The sequence below is a fragment of the Calidifontimicrobium sp. SYSU G02091 genome (assembly GCF_022631395.1).
GTDB lineage: Bacteria > Pseudomonadota > Gammaproteobacteria > Burkholderiales > Burkholderiaceae_C > Calidifontimicrobium > Calidifontimicrobium sediminis.
Genome location: NZ_JALBGB010000005.1, coordinates 1 through 15368, shown reverse-complemented (window position 1 = coordinate 15368; position 15368 = coordinate 1). Strand labels below are relative to the sequence as shown.

The 15368-nt window shown below is 73.1% G+C and carries 14 protein-coding genes and 1 tRNA gene; 6 read left to right on the top strand and 9 right to left on the bottom strand.

Features of this window, described 5'->3' with window-relative positions:
• Window positions 1-10: 10 nt before the first annotated feature.
• Window positions 11-580 (bottom strand): Spy/CpxP family protein refolding chaperone, encoded by a 570-nt coding sequence (locus MOJ79_RS04810; RefSeq protein WP_241923099.1) that lies wholly within the window; start codon window positions 578-580, stop codon window positions 11-13.
• Window positions 581-682: 102 nt separating this feature from the next.
• A complete protein-coding gene (locus tag MOJ79_RS04805; RefSeq protein ID WP_241923098.1) occupies window positions 683-1609 on the bottom strand; it encodes a hypothetical protein in 927 nt (308 codons plus the stop codon).
• Between the two features lie 107 nt (window positions 1610-1716).
• On the opposite strand from MOJ79_RS04805, the gene MOJ79_RS04800 reads away from it, so the two are divergent.
• Together MOJ79_RS04800 and MOJ79_RS04795 are read left to right on the top strand one after the other, a co-directional pair.
• Window positions 1717-3393: an alkaline phosphatase D family protein gene (locus tag MOJ79_RS04800; RefSeq protein WP_241923097.1), complete on the top strand. Its 1677-nt coding sequence runs from the start codon at window positions 1717-1719 to the stop codon at window positions 3391-3393.
• Between the two features lie 114 nt (window positions 3394-3507).
• Entirely contained in the window at window positions 3508-4767 is a 1260-nt protein-coding gene (locus MOJ79_RS04795) for a glycerophosphodiester phosphodiesterase family protein (protein WP_241923096.1), read from the top strand.
• A gap of 74 nt (window positions 4768-4841) precedes the next feature.
• Here the strand turns inward: MOJ79_RS04795 and MOJ79_RS04790 are convergent.
• From MOJ79_RS04790 to MOJ79_RS04770, 5 genes are all read right to left on the bottom strand, one after another.
• A tRNA-Ser gene (locus tag MOJ79_RS04790) sits at window positions 4842-4932 on the bottom strand.
• Between the two features lie 51 nt (window positions 4933-4983).
• The gene (locus tag MOJ79_RS04785; protein ID WP_241923095.1) at window positions 4984-5796 is read right to left on the bottom strand and encodes a 2-keto-4-pentenoate hydratase; all 813 of its coding nucleotides are present in this window, start codon (window positions 5794-5796) and stop codon (window positions 4984-4986) included.
• A complete protein-coding gene (gene serS, locus MOJ79_RS04780; protein WP_241923094.1) occupies window positions 5793-7097 on the bottom strand; it encodes a serine--tRNA ligase in 1305 nt (434 codons plus the stop codon). Before serS ends, MOJ79_RS04785 begins: the two co-directional genes overlap by 4 nt.
• A gap of 82 nt (window positions 7098-7179) precedes the next feature.
• Window positions 7180-8160, bottom strand: coding sequence for a 4-hydroxy-3-methylbut-2-enyl diphosphate reductase (gene ispH / locus MOJ79_RS04775; protein WP_241923093.1), 981 nt, complete (start codon window positions 8158-8160; stop codon window positions 7180-7182).
• Window positions 8160-8633, bottom strand: a complete 474-nt coding sequence (locus MOJ79_RS04770) for an FKBP-type peptidyl-prolyl cis-trans isomerase (protein WP_241923092.1) — start codon at window positions 8631-8633, stop codon at window positions 8160-8162. Before MOJ79_RS04770 ends, ispH begins: the two co-directional genes overlap by 1 nt.
• Window positions 8634-8680: 47 nt before the next feature.
• On the opposite strand from MOJ79_RS04770, the gene radC reads away from it, so the two are divergent.
• Both radC and MOJ79_RS04760 read left to right on the top strand, forming a co-directional pair.
• Entirely contained in the window at window positions 8681-9355 is a 675-nt protein-coding gene (gene radC / locus MOJ79_RS04765; protein ID WP_241923091.1) for a RadC family protein, read from the top strand.
• 44 nt (window positions 9356-9399) lie between these two features.
• Entirely contained in the window at window positions 9400-10059 is a 660-nt protein-coding gene (locus MOJ79_RS04760; protein ID WP_241923090.1) for a Smr/MutS family protein, read from the top strand.
• A 12-nt stretch (window positions 10060-10071) separates the two neighbouring features.
• On the opposite strand, the gene MOJ79_RS04755 is transcribed toward MOJ79_RS04760, so the two are convergent.
• On the bottom strand, window positions 10072-10917 hold the full coding sequence (locus MOJ79_RS04755) for an MTAP family purine nucleoside phosphorylase (protein WP_241923089.1): 846 nt from the start codon (window positions 10915-10917) through the stop codon (window positions 10072-10074).
• 111 nt (window positions 10918-11028) lie between these two features.
• The gene (locus tag MOJ79_RS04750) at window positions 11029-12741 is read right to left on the bottom strand and encodes an ATP-dependent DNA ligase (RefSeq protein ID WP_241923088.1); all 1713 of its coding nucleotides are present in this window, start codon (window positions 12739-12741) and stop codon (window positions 11029-11031) included.
• A gap of 75 nt (window positions 12742-12816) precedes the next feature.
• On the opposite strand from MOJ79_RS04750, the gene MOJ79_RS04745 reads away from it, so the two are divergent.
• Window positions 12817-13572, top strand: a complete 756-nt coding sequence (locus MOJ79_RS04745; RefSeq protein WP_241923087.1) for a VC0807 family protein — start codon at window positions 12817-12819, stop codon at window positions 13570-13572.
• A 45-nt stretch (window positions 13573-13617) separates the two neighbouring features.
• Window positions 13618-15285, top strand: a complete 1668-nt coding sequence (locus MOJ79_RS04740; protein ID WP_241923086.1) for a cation:proton antiporter — start codon at window positions 13618-13620, stop codon at window positions 15283-15285.
• Window positions 15286-15368: the final 83 nt, after the last annotated feature.

Here is a 15368-nt window from a genome sequence, read left to right as displayed (position 1 = left end):
GGGTGCAGCGTCACGAGCCGCGCGGCGCGTCGAGGCGCTGACGCTCCTGCCAGTGGCGCTGCATCATCTCGCGGCGCTGCCGCGCGTGCTCGGCCAGCGTCGCGCGCTGCTGCGGCGTCAGCACGCGCGCGACGTCGACCATCGCCTGCGTCGTGCGGCGCGTGACCTCGTCGTGCTGGCGCAGCAGCTGCTGACGCTGCGCCTCGATGGCGTTGGCGTCGACGTTGGGCTGCGCGAACAGCGCCAGCGCCTGCTCGCGCAGCGCGCGCTGCTGCTCGCGCAGCGGCGCGAGGTCCTTGCGCGCGGCGTCGACGATGGCGCGGATCTGCGCGCGCTGCTCGGCGCTCGCGTCGACGCGGTCGAGCATGCGCTCGAGCCCGCGGCCAGCCAGCGGCAGCCCCATCGGGCCGGCGACGGCACCGTCGTGGCGGCCGTGCGGACCCATGCTGCCGTGCGCGTGCGCCGGCAGCACGGCGGCGCCGAGCAGCGCAGCCACGAGCGGCACGGCGGCCAGCGCCCAGCGGGCGCGACGCGAGACGCTCGCGCGGTCGAACGAGGAGATGCGGGGGATCGGGGTCATCGGTGACGCTCCTGCAAGGGATGGTGACAGGCTGTTAGGTTGCGCCGCGCCCGTGTCGGCGCGATGTGGCGCCGGTAAAGATGCGTAAACGCGGCGCGCGGCTCAGCCGCCGCCCTCGATGCGCAGCAGCGTGCGCCGCAGGTCGAAACCGGGGTCGGGGCTGCGCAGTTCGAGCCGCAGCAGCACGCCGCTGCCGCGATCGACGACGAGGACGCCGTCGACGCGCGTGCCCGCCGGCGCGCCGAGCACGTCGCCGAACAGCTCGATCGCCGCGAAGTCGAACGGCCGCCCGAACCCGGTGTGCACACCCTGCGCGATGACCTGGCCGCGCACGCGCGCGCGGCCGCCGCCACTGTGGCGCAGTTCGCCCGTGACGACGTCGCCGAGCCGCGGCGAGCGTTCGAGCAGCTGCGTCCAGTACGCCCACGGCGCGGCGTCGCCGCGCGCAGTCGCCGGCGCGCCGCGCAGGTTGCCGGCCATGTCCTGCACCCACGCGCCCGGCAGCGCACGACCGTCGAGGGAGGCGCTGAACTCGAGCTGGCCGCGGCGCACGACCTCCAGCGTCAGCGCCAGCTCGCCGGCCGTGCGGCGCGCCGCGGTGCGCTCCTCGTAGACCAGGCGCTCGCCAGGCGCGAGCGGCAGCATCGGCGCGAGCTGGGCCGCGGTCGCGTGCCGCAGCGGGCCGCAGCCGCGCTGCGCGAGTGCCTCGCGCAGTGCCAGGTGCCGGCGCTCGAGCCGCACGAGCTCCACGGCGTCGGGGCCGTCGGGACGCATCGCGCGCAGCGCGGGCCAGAACACCTCGATGCCCTGGCCGAGCGCGACGGCGCCGTAGCCGGCGCGCAGGTCGGCGGCCAGCGCGAGATCGACGGCGCGCTGCTGCACGCGGTCGACCTCGTCGTGCATCGCATCGCAGCGCCAGTGGCCGTAGTGCGCCGGGTCGTCGCCGCCGAGCGTGACGGGCGGGCTCGACGCACAGCCGCCCGTCAGCGCCATCGCGGCGACAAGAGCCGATGCCCGCAAGAAGCCCATGCGAACGATTGTGCCCGCGCCACGGTGGCCGTGGCCCGCCGCACTGTCGCGGCGCTGTCATCGCACGCCACTAGCGTGCGCACCGTGTTCGACGACGCCCCGCCACGATGACTGCACCCCGCCACCCGAACCGTCGCCATGTCTTGTGGGGCCTGTCGGCCAGCGCGCTGATGGCGCCTGCGGCCGTGCGTGCCTTCGCGCACGGTCCCGCCGACCCGGTGTTCACGCACGGCGTGGCCAGCGGCGACCCGCTCGCCGACCGTGTCGTGCTGTGGACGCGCATCGCCCCACGCCGCGCGCCGCTGCATCCGGTGCGCTGGGACGTCGCGCTCGACCCCGGTTTCCGCCAGGTCGTGCGCCAGGGCGTCGCGTTCGCCCACGCCGACGCCGATTGGACGGTCAAGGTCGACGTCGACCGCCTGCCGGCCGGGCGCACGCTGCACTACCGCTTCAGCGCGCTGGGCCGCCAGGCCGTCGGCCGCACGCGCACGCTGCCGGCGTGGCACGCGACGCAGGTGCGGCTGGCCGTGTTCTCGTGCTCGAACTACCCTGCGGGCTACTTCCACGCCTACGCCGAGGCCGCGAAGATCGACGACCTCGACACCGCCGTCCATCTGGGCGACTACATCTACGAGTACGGGCGCGACGGCTACGCCTCGCAGGACGCGGCGGCGCTGGGCCGCCTGTCGCAGCCCGCGGTCGAGCTGCTGACGCTGTCCGACTACCGGCGCCGCTACGCGCAGTATCGCAGCGACCCCGACCTGCAGGCGCTGCACGCCCGGGTGCCCTTCATCGCGGTGTGGGACGACCACGAGATCGCCAACGACACGTGGCGCGAAGGCGCCGAGAACCACGACCCGACCCGCGAGGGGCCGTTCGCGGCGCGCAAGGCCGCCGCACTGCGCGCGTACCACGAGTGGATGCCGACGCGCCTGCCCGACCCGACACGCCCCGACCGCCTGTACCGCTCGTTCACGTTCGGCCGGCTCGTCGACCTGCACATGCTCGACACGCGCCTGGTCGGCCGCGACCGCCCGCTGTCGTACGCGAGCTACCTCGGCGCCACGGGGTTCGATGCCGCGCGCTTCGCCGCCGATCTGAGCGACCCGGCCCGGCAGCTGCTCGGCGCGCAGCAGACCGAGTGGCTGGCGCGGCGGCTGGCGGCGACGCGCGCACGCTGGACGGTGCTCGGTCAGCAGGTGCTGATGGGCCGCATGGACGTGCCGGCGCCGCTCGTGCTCGGGCAGATCGGCTTCGGCGCATACGCGGCGCTGCTCGCCAAGGCACAGACCGCGCCGCAGACGCTCACCCCGCAGGAGCTCGCGATCCTGGCGCAGCCGGCGATCCCCTACAACCTCGACGCGTGGGACGGTTACGCAGCCGCGCGCGAGGCGGTGCTCGGTCTGGCGCGCGCGAACGACAAGAACCTCGTCGTGCTGGCCGGCGACACGCACAACGCGTGGGCCAGCAACCTGCTCGACGCGGCCGGCCATCCGATCGGCGTCGAGTTCGCGACCCCCGCGGTCAGCTCGCCCGGGCTCGAGGCGTATTTCCCGGCCGAGAACCCGCTCGCGGTGGCCGCCGGGCTGCAGCAGATCATCGGCCCGCTCGTCTACGCGAACACGAAGGACGGCGGCTTCATGCTCGTGACCGCCACGGCCGAGGAGTGCCGCGCCGAGTGGCGGTTCGTCAGCACGGTCAAGAGCAAGGTCTACGACGCATACACGGGCCGCGTGCTGCGCACGCTGCCCGGCGCCGGCCAGCGCCACCTCGTCGAGGCCTGAGCGCCGGCGCTCGCATCGTCCATCGGTCACACGCGCGTCAAGCCACCGACACGCCGCGTGCCTACCTTTGCGCGAGCGGTGCACCCGCGCCGCGCCACCCAGGAGGACCTTCCGATGCATCCGTTCATTGCCTGCCTCGCCGCGGCGGCGACCGCCGCCGCGCTGCTGACTGCCCCGAGCGCGCACGCGCGCGGCGGCGACGACAGGTCGTCGCCGCCGGTGCAGCTCGGCCCGCGGCCGTTCTTCCTCGTCGACGACATGCGCGACGGCCCGCTCAAGCGCGAGCTGAAGCGCTGCGCCAAGCGCGGCGCGTTCACGCCGCGCGACTTCTCGATCGGCCACCGCGGCGCGGCGATGCAGTTCCCCGAGCACACGCTCGAGTCCTACGTCGCCGCCGCACGCATGGGCGCCGGCATCGTCGAGTGCGACGTCACGTTCACGAAGGACAAGGAGCTGGTGTGCCGTCATGCGCAGAACGACCTGCACACGACGACCAACATCCTCGTGACGCCGCTGGCGGCCAAGTGCACCAAGCCGTTCACGCCGGCGACGTTCGACGCCGCCGGCAACCTCGTGACGCCGGCCAGCGCCGAGTGCCGCACGAGCGACATCACGCTGGCCGAGTTCAAGACGCTGCGCGGCAAGATGGACGCCTTCAACCCGCGCGCGCGCACGCCGCAGGAGTACCTCGGCGGCACTGCGAACTGGCGCACCGACCTCTACGCGGGGCCGACCAGCGGCACGCTGCTGTCGCACAAGGAGAGCATCGAGCTGTTCAAGCGCGTGGGCGTCAAGATGACGCCCGAGCTGAAGTACCCGGTCGTGCCGATGCCCTTCGACGGCTTCACGCAGGAGGCCTACGCGCAGAAGCTGATCGACGAGTACAAGGCCGCCGGCGTGCCGCCGCGCCACGTGTGGCCGCAGTCGTTCCACCAGCCCGACGTGCTGTACTGGGTGAATCACGAGCCGGCGTATGGCCGCCAGGCCGTCTACCTCGACGACGCAAGCACACCCGCCGACCTGCCGACGCTGCAGGACCTGCAGCGCTACCGCGCCCAGGGCATCCGCATCGTCGCGCCGCCGATCTTCGCGCTGCTGACGACCGACGCAACGGGGCGCATCGTGCCGTCGACCTATGCGCGCAACGCGAAGATGGCCGGGCTGGACATCATCACGTGGACGATCGAGCGCTCGGGCATCCTCGCCGATGGCAACAACGGCTTCTACTACCAGACCTTCGACAGCGCGATCCAGCGCGAAGGCGACATGATGCAGGTGCTCGACGTGCTGGCGCGCGAGGTCGGCATCCTCGGCATCTTCTCGGACTGGCCGGCGACGACGACCTTCTACGCGAACTGCGCCGGCCTGCGCTGAGCCGCGCTCAAGTCACGCACGCCAAGGCCCGCACGACGCGGGCCTTTTCGTTTGCCGCGAACACCGCGGCGATCTGGCGGAAAGGGAGGGATTCGAACCCTCGATACGGGAAACCCGTATACCGGATTTCGAGTCCGGCGCATTCGACCACTCTGCCACCTTTCCTGCATTCGGCATCCCGGGGTCGGCGGGAAGGCCGCGCATTCTAGCCGAGCGCTACGGCGCGATCGCGAGGTCGAGGCCGGCCAGGCGCGCGTCGCCGGGCTGCGTCGTCCAGCGCTGGCCGGGCGCGGGCGGCCACGCGTCGGTCAGCGTGCCGGTGGTCACGACGTGGCCGGGCTCGACGCGCCAGCCCGGCGTGTCGCGCGCCATCGCGGCCAGCCACAGCCGCAGTGCCGCCAGCGGGCCGCCCAGCACGTTCGCGCCGACGCCGCGGTCGACGACGCGGCCGTCGCAGGCCAGCGTCATCGTCGTCGCTGCGAGGTCCTCGCCCAGCCGCGGCCACGCCACGACCGGCACGCGCGGGCCGACGAGCAGCCGCCCGTGCAGTGCGCCGTCGGCCACCGTGTCGGCGGCGGTGAAGCGCCAGCCCTCGCAGTGCGTGTGCACGACCTCGACACCATGCGCGACCCACTCGAGGCAGCCGACGAGCGCCGCCTCGTCCATCCCCGGCTCGGGGCTGCGCGCGAAGCCGAACACGATCTCGGGCTCGAGCCTCGGCTGCACGAGACCGGCGAGCGACAGCGTTGCGGCGGTGCCGTCGAGCAGTGTCAGCGTCGTGTCCCACACCGGGCCCCAGATCGGCGCGTGCACGCCGTAGCGGTCCCAGATCGTGCGGTTCGTGAAGCCGATCTTCCAGCCGACCACGCGCTCGCCGCGCGCGCTGCGGCGCCGGCGCAGGGCATCGGCCACGGCATAGGCATCGTGCAGCGTCAGATCAGGGCACTGCACGCTCGGCAGCGGCATCGGGCGCGCGCCGTCGTGCGCGGCCAGCACGGCGTCGGCCAGTGCCGCGACGTCGGCCGTCACGCCGCTCGCGGACGCAGCACGTCGAGCCCGCCCATGTAGGGGCGCAGCGCCTCGGGCACGACGACGCTGCCGTCGGCCTGCTGGTAGTTCTCGAGCACAGCGACCAGCGCACGCCCGACCGCCAGCCCGGAGCCGTTGAGCGTGTGCACGAGCTCGGGCTTGCCCTGCGCGTTGCGGAAGCGCGCCTGCATGCGCCGCGCCTGGAACGCCTCGCAGTTGCTGCACGAGCTGATCTCGCGGTACGTGTGCTGCGCCGGCAGCCACACCTCGAGGTCGTAGGTCTTCGCGCTCGCGAAGCCCATGTCGCCGGTGCACAGCAGCACGACGCGGTACGGCAGCCCGAGCTTTTGCAGGATCGCCTCGGCGTGGCCGACCATCTGCTCGAGCGCGGCGTCGCTGTCCTCGGGCTTCGTGATCTGCACCATCTCGACCTTGTCGAACTGGTGCTGGCGGATCATCCCGCGCGTGTCGCGCCCGGCGCTGCCGGCCTCGCTGCGGAAGCACGGGCTGTGCGCGGTGAGCCTGATCGGCAGCTGCGCGGCGTCGAGGATCTGCTCGCGCACCGTGTTGGTCAGGCTGATCTCGCTGGTGCTGATCAGGTACTGCTCGGGCTGGTCGTCGCTGCCGCCCCTGAGCACCCAGAACATGTCGTCGCGGAATTTCGGCAGCTGCCCCGTGCCCTCGAGCACCTCGCGGTTGACGATGTACGGCGTGTAGCACTCGGTGTAGCCGTGCTCGCCGGTCTGCACGTCGAGCATGAACTGCGCGAGCGCGCGGTGCAGCCGCGCCACCGGCCCGCGCAGCAGCGAAAAGCGCGCCCCGCTGAGCCTGGCCGCGGTGTCGAAGTCCAGCCCCAGCGGCGCCCCGACGTCGACGTGGTCGCGCACCGGGAAGTCGAACGTGCGCGGCGTGCCCCAGCGCCGCACCTCGACGTTGCCGGTCTCGTCGGCGCCCACCGGCACGCCCGGCTGCGGCAGGTTCGGCAGCTGCATCAGCAGCGCGTGCAGTTCGCCCTGCAGCGCGTCGAGCCGCTCGGCGCAGGCCTTCAGCTCGTCACCGAGCCCGCCGACCTCGGCCATCAGCGCCGCGGTGTCCTCGCCCTTGGCCTTGCGCTGGCCGATCTGCTTGGACAGCGCATTGCGCCTGGCCTGCAGTTCCTCGGTGTGCGTCTGCAGGCGCTTGCGCTCGGCCTCGAGCGCGGTAAAGCGCTCGACGTCGAGGAACGGTTGCGGGCGCTTGCGCGTCTCGAGGCGCGCGACGACGGACGGCAGGTCGCGGCGCAGCAGGTTGATGTCGAGCATGGCGGTCCTTCGTGGGCGAGGGATTTTCCATGAACGGCGACGGCGCCCGCAGGCGCCGTCGCCGCCGGGCGTGCAGCGCCGCTCAGCGCGAGGACGACGGCGTCGAGGGCACCTGCGCCATGCTCTTGTCGCCCAGCCCCATCGGCAGCGGGAAGCGCACCGTCTCGCGCACGCCGTCCATCGTGCGCACGCTGACCGCACCGAACTCGCGCAGCCGCGCGATGACCTGCTGCACCAGGACCTCGGGCGCCGACGCGCCAGCGGTCAAGCCGACGCGGGGACGCCCAGCGAACCACGCGGCCTGCAAGTCGTCGGCGGAGTCGACCATGTACGCCGGCGTGCCACGGCGCTCGGCGACCTCGCGCAACCGGTTGCTGTTGCTGCTCGTGCGGCTGCCGACGACGACCACGACGTCGACCTGCGGCGCGAGCAGCTTGACCGCGTCCTGCCGGTTCTGTGTCGCGTAGCAGATGTCCTGCTGCTTGGGCTCGCGCACGTGCGGGAAGCGCCGCTTGACGGCGGCGAGGATGTCGGCCGCGTCGTCGACCGACAGCGTCGTCTGCGTCACCACGGCGAGCTTGTCGCCGCGCGGCTGCACGCGCGCGACGTCGTCGACGTCCTCGACGAGGTAGATGCCCTCGGCGAGCTGGCCCATCGTGCCCTCCACCTCGGGGTGCCCCTTGTGGCCGATCATCACGAATTCGTAGCCCTCCTTGGCCAGCTTCGCGAGCTCGACGTGCACCTTGGTCACGAGCGGGCAGGTCGCGTCGAACACGTTGAAGCCGCGCGCGGCGGCCTCGGTGCGCACGGCCTTGCTGACGCCGTGCGCCGAGAACACCAGCGTCGCGCCCGGCGGCACGTCACCCAGGTCCTCGACGAAGATCGCTCCCTTGGCCTTGAGGTCGTTGACGACGTAGGTGTTGTGCACGATCTCGTGGCGCACGTAGATCGGCGCGCCGTACTTCGCGAGCGCGCGCTCGACGATCTCGATCGCGCGGTCGACGCCGGCGCAGAAGCCGCGCGGCTCGGCGAGCAGCACTTCCTCGACGCGGGACGGGCCCATCACAGCACCCCGATCACGTGCACCTCGAACCGCACCGGCTGGCCGGCGAGCGGGTGGTTGAAGTCGAACAGCAGCCAGCCTTCGTCGGCGGGGCCGACCTCGCGCACGACACCGGCGTAGTGGCCGCTGCCGTCGGGCGTCGGGAACTGCACGACGTCGCCGACCGCGTAGGTCGCGTCCGGGTCGCCGAGCTCGTGCAGCAGCGCGAGCTTGACGCGCTGCAGCAGCGCCGGGTTACGCTCGCCGAAGGCCTCGCCGGGCGCGAGGTCGAACGCGGCGCGCGCGCCTTCGGGCAGGCCGAGCAGGCGCTGCTCCATCGCCGGCGCGAGCTGCCCGCTGCCCAGCGACAGCGTGGCCGGCGCGCCGCCGAAGGTGCTGACGACGTCGGCGCCGTCGGGCCCGCGCAGCCGGTAGTGCAGCGTCAGGAACGAGTCCCTCCGAATGGTGTGGGCGGTCGCGGCGGCGGGCTGCATAGAGTGGATTCTAGGAGCCACCTCACCGCCCGCCCGGAGCGCACCCCTTGTCGATCAAGGACTTGCCCGCCGACGCACGCCCGCGCGAGAAGCTGCTCGCGCGCGGCGCACCGGCGCTGGCCGACGCCGAGCTGCTCGCGCTGCTGCTGCGCACCGGCACCGCCGGCACCGGTGTGCTGCAGATGGCGCAGCAGCTGCTCGCCACCTTCGGCGGCGTCGGCGGGCTGCTGCGCGCGGACGGCCGCGAGCTGGCGCGCGTCAAGGGGCTGGGACCGGCCAAGCGCGCCGAGCTGTCGGCCGTGCTCGAGCTGGCGCGCCGCGCGCTGGTGGCCGAGCTCGCGCAGCGCCCGGTGTTCGACGCGCCGCAGCGCGTCAAGGACTACCTGCGGCTGCAGCTCGCGCACCTGCCGCACGAGGTGTTCGCGGTGCTGTTCCTCGACCACCAGCACCGGCTGCTCGCGATGGAGGAGCTGTTTCGCGGCACGCTGTCGCAGACCAGCGTCTACCCGCGCGAAGTCGTCAAGCGCGCGCTCGCGCTCAATGCCGGTGCCGTCGTGCTCGCGCACAACCACCCGTCGGGTGTGGCCGAACCGTCGCGCGCCGACGAGTTCCTGACGCAGTCGCTCAAGGGCGCGCTCGCGCTGGTCGACGTGCGCGTGCTCGACCACTTCGTCGTCGGCGCGGCCGACGTCGTCTCGTTCGCCGAGCGCGGCCTGATCTAGCCGCGCCGGCACGGCGCGCCGCGGCCGGGGACAATCCCGGCGCCATGACCGTTCGCCGCCTGCAGGACCTCGCCGCGCTGAAGACCGCGCTCGCCGAGCAGCAGCGCGAAGCGCAGGCCCGTGCGGCGCGCGAGCGCGAGGCGGCGGCGCAGGTCGAGCGCGAGCGCTCGCTGTTCGCGCGCAGCGTCGGCCCGGTGCAACCGCTGCGTGACCGCGGTCTGGCGAAGATCGACCGCCCGCGGCCGGCGCCGCTGCCGCGACAGCGCGAGCGCGACGAGCGGGCCGCGCTGCGCGAGGCGTGGTCCGACGAGGTCGACGTCGAGCGCCTGCTCGACACCGACGGCGAGCTGAGCTTTCGCCGGCCGCACATCGCGCCCGACGTGCTGGCCAAGCTGCGCCGCGGGCGCTGGGCGATCCAGGCGCAGATCGACCTGCACGGCCTGCGCCGCGACGAGGCACGCGAGGCGCTCGCCGCCTTCCTGCGCGACGCGACACAGCGCGGGCTGCGCTGCGTGCGCGTCGTGCACGGCAAGGGTCACGGCTCACCCGGCAAGGCGCCGGTGCTCAAGGGCAAGGTGCGCGCGTGGCTGGTGCAGAAGGACGCCGTGCTGGCCTTCGTGCAGGCGCGCGCCGCCGACGGCGGCCACGGCGCGCTGGTCGTGCTGCTGGCCGGCGCGGCCGCGGCACCGCAGCGCGCCGACTGAACGCGGCAGACGTCAGCGACGCAGCACGTCGAGCCACGCGCGCTGCGCGTCAGTGAGCGCGTGGTCGGGGGTCAGCAGCGACGACGCGAGCGCGCTGCGGATCTCGGGCTCGGGCTCGGGGATGCCGGCGGTGACGAACGCGTCGAGCAGGCGCTTGGCGGCGTCGAGCGCGCGACCGTAGCGCTCCATGATCGCCGCCACCGACGCGTGCTGGTTCGGGTCGTCGAGCCAGCAGTCGTAGTCGGTCACGATGCCCACCGTCGCGTAGCCCAACTGCGCCTCGCGCGCGAGGAACACCTCGGGCACGTTGGTCATGCCGACGAGGTGGCAGCCGGCCTGGCGCAGGAACAGGCTCTCGGCCTTCGTGCCCAGGCGCGGGCCCTCGACGCAGGCGTAGGTCACGCCGCGGTGCAGCGGCAAGCCCAGCCGCTGCGCGGCCGCCGCCACCGCGTCGACGAGCCGCGCGCTGACCGGGTGCGCTGTCGACACGTGCGCGGCGACGCCGCCGCCGAAGAAGCTGCGCTCGCGCGTGCCGCGCGTCCAGTCGAAGTACTGCTCGGGCATCGCGAAGTGCCCCGGCTCGATGTGCTGTGCGAGGCTGCCCACCGCCGAGAAGCCGAGGATCTGCGTCGCACCGGCGCGCTTGAGCGCGAACACGTTGGCGCGGTAGTTGACCTCGTGCGGCAGCAGCCTGTGGCCCTTGCCGTGGCGCGCGAGGAACAGCAGCGGCACGCCGTGCAGCCGCCCGCGCTGCACGACCCCCGACGGCTCGCCGAACGGCGTCGGCGCGTCGAGGTTCTCGTCGATCGTCATGCCCGGCAGGTCGTACAGGCCGGTGCCGCCGATGATGGCCAGCATGGGGAACTCCTCGTCAACGTGCGCGGCCATCGTACGCGAAGGCGCCGCGTCGGCGCCCGTCGCGGGCTGCGCCGCTGGCGATCGCCACGGGGCGTGCGGCTTTGACGACCGTCAACGCGACCCGAGGCTGCCCGCCAGCAGCGCCTCAAGCGCCTGCAGCGTGTCGGCCTCGTGCAGCGGCTTGTCGCGACGGATGCGCAGCATGCGCGGGAACCTCAGCGCGATGCCGCTCCTGTGGCGGGGGCTGCGCTGGATGCCCTCGAAGCCGAGCTCGAACACGAGGCTCGGCACGACGCTGCGCACCGGGCCGAACTTGTCGATCGTCGTCGCGCGGATGACGCGGTCGACCTCGGCGAACTCGGCGTCGCTCAAGCCCGAATACGCCTTCGCGCACGGCACCAGCTGCAGCGCACCGTCGGCCGGCGCCCGGCGCTGCGCGATCGCGTCGACCACCGCCTGCGCCTCGGCGGCGTCGGCCGGTGCGCGGCTCCACACCGCGAACGTGTAGTCGGTGTAGACGCCGGCGCGCCGCCCGTGGCCGCGCTGCGCGTAGACGAGCACCGCGTCGGCCGTCATCGGCTCGACCTTCCACTTCCACCACAGCCCCTCGGCCTTCGTGCGCCCGCTGCCGTAGCCGCTGTCGCGGCGCTTGAGCATCAGCCCCTCGACGCCGTGCTCGCGCGAGCGCGCCCGCAGCGCGGCCAGCGTCGGCCAGCCGTCGGCGTCGAGCAGCGGCGAGACGCTCACGCCGGCCGCGGCGCAGGTCGCCTCGAGCCGCGCGCGGCGCACGTGCTGCGGCTCGCCGCGGCAATCGATGCCGTCGGCCTCGAGCAGGTCGTAGGCGACGAAGTGCACCGGCGCCTGCGCGAGCACCGTCTTCGTCAGCGTCTTGCGCCCGATGCGCTGCTGCAGCAGCGCGAACGGCGCCGGCGCGCCGTCGCGCCACGCGAGGATCTCGCCGTCGAGCACGGTGCCGTCGGGCAGCGCCTGCGCCAGCGCGACGACCTCGGGGAAGCGCTCGGTCACCAGCTCCTCGCCGCGCGACCAGATCCACACGCCGCCGGCGCGGCGCACGAGCTGCGCGCGGATGCCGTCGTACTTCCACTCGGCGAGCCAGTCGCCGCGCGGCCCGAGCGCGTCGGCCAGCGCGGCGGCGTCGCCGGCCACGCCGGGGTCGAGCGCATGCGCGAGGAAGAACGGGTACGGCTGGCCGGGCTCGGCGGGCGCCGTGTCGCCGCGCGCGATCAGCGCGAGGTAGCGTTCGGCGGTCGGCGTGGCGCGCGCATCGGTGTAGCCCATCATGCGTTGCGCGACGAGCTTGACGTCGATGCCGGCCACCGCCGCCAGCGCGCGCTGCACCAGCAGCCGGCTGACGCCGACGCGGAATCCGCCGCCGATCAGCTTGACGAGCAGGAAGCGCTGGCGCGTGTCGAGCTCGCGCCACCACCGCGCGAGCGCCTCGGCCTGCGCCTCGGCAGGCTGGCCGCGCAGCGGCAGCAGCCGCTGCTCGACCCATTGCGCGAGCCCGAGCGAGCTCTCGGCCACCGGCGGCGGCAGCACGAGCGCGATCGTCTCGGCGAGGTCGCCGACTGCCTGGTAGCACTCCTCGAACAGCCAGTCGGCGATGCCGGCCTCGCGCACCGCGGTGGCGCGCAGCAGCGCGGTGGGCACCGTCTGCCGCGGCTTGCCGCCGGCGAGGAAGTACGCCGCCCACGCCGCGTCGGCGGGCGCGGCGCACTCGAAGTGGCGCTGCAGCGCCGCGAGCTTGCCGGCGGTCGACGTGCTCGCGTCGAGTTCGGCGTAGAGGTCGGCGAAGTCGCGCATCGGGGTGGCCAAACCGCGGCATTGTGGCCATCAGGGCCGGCCGGGCGTCGCACCCGGCGCGCTAAGCTCGCGGGCATGACCTCGCCGCCCACCCCCGCTTCCACGCCGTCGTCGCCCGGCACGCCGCGCCGGCGCGACAACGGCAACCCGCTGCTCGAGGTCGTCGTCGCGATCGTCGTGCCCGCCGTGATCCTGATGAAGTTCAGCGGCGACCAGCACCTCGGCACGACGACGGCGCTGCTCGTCGCGCTGGCGTTCCCGCTCGGCTGGGGGCTGTACGGGCTCGTGCGCCAGCACAAGCTGAGCTTCATCGCGGTGCTCGGCGTGATCAGCACGCTGCTGACCGGCGGCATCGGGCTGCTCAAGCTCGACCCGCAGTGGCTCGCCGTCAAGGAGGCCGCGGTGCCGGGGCTGATCGGGCTGGCGGTGCTGCTGTCGGCGCGCACGCGCTGGCCGCTGATCCGGATGCTGGTCTACAACCCCCAGGTGCTCGACGTCGACAAGGTCGACGCGCAGCTGGCCGCGCGTGGCAACGTCGATGCGTTCGAGGCGCGGCTGCGCAACGGCACGCTGCTGCTGGCCGGCACGTTCTTCTTCTCGGCGGCGATGAACTACCTGCTCGCGCGCTGGATCGTCACCAGCCCCGCGGGCACCGAGGCGTTCAACGAGGAACTCGGGCGCCTGACGCTGATGAGCTACCCGATGATCGCGCTGCCGTCGATGGCGATGACGCTGGGCGTCGTCTACTACCTCGCGCACGGCGTCAAGCAGCTCACCGGGCTGACGCTGATGGAGATGCTGCACCACCCCGGCGATCCCGCAGCGAAGTGACGGGGCTTGGCCGCGGCCTGGCGGGCCGCCGATACCATGCGGTTCATGGAGGGACCGTTCGGCGAGTTCGCCCTGCTGCTGATGATCTGCGCGCTCGCCGGCGCGGTGTTCGTGCGCCTGAAGCAGCCGGTGCTGATCGCCTACATCGTCGTCGGCATCCTCGTCGGGCCGTCGGTGTTCGGGCTGGTCGGCGCGCACGACCAGATCGACCTGCTGGCGCAGGTTGGTGTGGCGGTGCTGCTGTTCGTCGTCGGCCTCAAGCTCGACCTGCACCACATCCGCCACATCGGGCCGGTCGCGCTGGCCACCGGGCTCGGGCAGCTCGGCTTCACGATCGCGTTCGGCTTCGTGCTGATCCTCGCGCTCGGCAAGGGCGTGATGGAGGCGTTGTACGTCGCGGTGGCGCTGACGTTCTCGAGCACGATCATCATCGTCAAGCTGCTGAGCGACAAGCGCGAGCTCGACAGCCTGCACGGGCGCATCGCGGTGGGCTTCCTGATCGTGCAGGACCTGGCCGTCGTGATCGCGATGATGACGATGAGCGCCCTGCGCGGTGCCGGCGGCACCGAGGGCGACCCGGCCGCGTGGCTCGACGTGCTGCTCTCGCTCGGCTGGCGCTTGGCCGCGGCCGCGGCGCTGATGTTCGTGCTGATGCGCCACGTGCTGCCCGTCGTCGTCTCGGCGATGGCGCGCTCGCAGGAGCTGCTGCTCGTGTTCGCCGTCGCGTGGGGCATCGCGCTGGCCGCGCTCGGCGAGTGGGCCGGCTTCAGCAAGGAGGCCGGCGCCTTCCTCGCCGGGTTCTCGCTCGCCTCGACGCCGTACCGCGAGGCGATGAATGCGCGCCTGACGGGCGTGCGCGACTTCCTGCTGCTGTTCTTCTTCATCGACCTCGGCGCCAAGCTCGAGCTCTCGACGCTCGGCGCCGAGGTCGGGCCGGCCGTCGTGCTGTCGCTGTTCGTGCTGATCGGCAACCCGCTGATCGTGATGGCCATCATGGGCTACATGGGCTACCGCAAGCGCACCGGCTTCCTCGCCGGGCTGACGGTGGCGCAGATCAGCGAGTTCTCGATCGTCTTCGTCGCGATGGGCATCACGCTCGGCCACGTCGGCGTCGAGGCGCTCGGGCTGACGACGCTCGTCGGGCTGGTGACGATCACGGTGTCGACCTACATGATCCTGTACTCGCAGCCGCTGTACGAGAAGCTCGCGCCGTGGCTGGGCCCCTTCGAGCGCCGGCGGCCGTTCCGCGAACTCGCGGTGGAGCGCCAGCCGCGGCCCGAGCGGCCCGTCGAGGCCATCGTGTTCGGCCTCGGGCGCTACGGCAGCCGACTGCTCGCGCAGCTGCGCGACGCCGGCGTCGAGGCGATCGGCGTCGACTTCGACCCCGAGGCGGTGCGCGAGCTGCGGCGGCACCGCCTGCCGGTGCGCTTCGGCGACGGCGAGGACCCCGACTTCCTCGAGTCGCTGCCGCTGGCCGAGGCGCGCTGGGTCGTCACGACGTTCCCGCAGTGGGAGAGCAACCGCGCGCTGCTGCACGCGCTGAAGTCGGCCGGCTACCGCGGCCACATCGCCGGCGCGGTGCGCGACAACGCGCACGCGCTGGCGCTGGCGCGCGCCGGCATCGACCGCGTGCTCAACCCGTTCGAAGACGCGGCCGACCGCGCCGCGCAGACCCTGGCCGCGGAGATCCGTCCGCAGGAGCAACCGGCATGAGACACCCTGTGTCAACCCCCCGCTGTTTTGAGCAACATTTGAAGTCCGCCGTGTGCGCTGGGGTCGTAGGGTTTGCGGTCGAT

Bases quoted from the DNA above. Each gene is read 5' to 3' on its own strand.
- MOJ79_RS04810 (WP_241923099.1), bottom strand. From the start codon at position 580: ATGACCCCGATCCCCCGCATCTCCTCGTTCGACCGCGCGAGCGTCTCG.
- MOJ79_RS04805 (WP_241923098.1), bottom strand. From the start codon at position 1,609: ATGGGCTTCTTGCGGGCATCGGCTCTTGTCGCCGCGATGGCGCTGACG.
- MOJ79_RS04800 (WP_241923097.1), top strand. From the start codon at position 1,717: ATGACTGCACCCCGCCACCCGAACCGTCGCCATGTCTTGTGGGGCCTG.
- MOJ79_RS04795 (WP_241923096.1), top strand. From the start codon at position 3,508: ATGCATCCGTTCATTGCCTGCCTCGCCGCGGCGGCGACCGCCGCCGCG.
- serS (WP_241923094.1), bottom strand. From the start codon at position 7,097: ATGCTCGACATCAACCTGCTGCGCCGCGACCTGCCGTCCGTCGTCGCG.
- ispH (WP_241923093.1), bottom strand. From the start codon at position 8,160: ATGGGCCCGTCCCGCGTCGAGGAAGTGCTGCTCGCCGAGCCGCGCGGC.
- MOJ79_RS04770 (WP_241923092.1), bottom strand. From the start codon at position 8,633: ATGCAGCCCGCCGCCGCGACCGCCCACACCATTCGGAGGGACTCGTTC.
- MOJ79_RS04760 (WP_241923090.1), top strand. From the start codon at position 9,400: ATGACCGTTCGCCGCCTGCAGGACCTCGCCGCGCTGAAGACCGCGCTC.
- MOJ79_RS04755 (WP_241923089.1), bottom strand. From the start codon at position 10,917: ATGCTGGCCATCATCGGCGGCACCGGCCTGTACGACCTGCCGGGCATG.
- MOJ79_RS04750 (WP_241923088.1), bottom strand. From the start codon at position 12,741: ATGCGCGACTTCGCCGACCTCTACGCCGAACTCGACGCGAGCACGTCG.
- MOJ79_RS04745 (WP_241923087.1), top strand. From the start codon at position 12,817: ATGACCTCGCCGCCCACCCCCGCTTCCACGCCGTCGTCGCCCGGCACG.
- MOJ79_RS04740 (WP_241923086.1), top strand. From the start codon at position 13,618: ATGGAGGGACCGTTCGGCGAGTTCGCCCTGCTGCTGATGATCTGCGCG.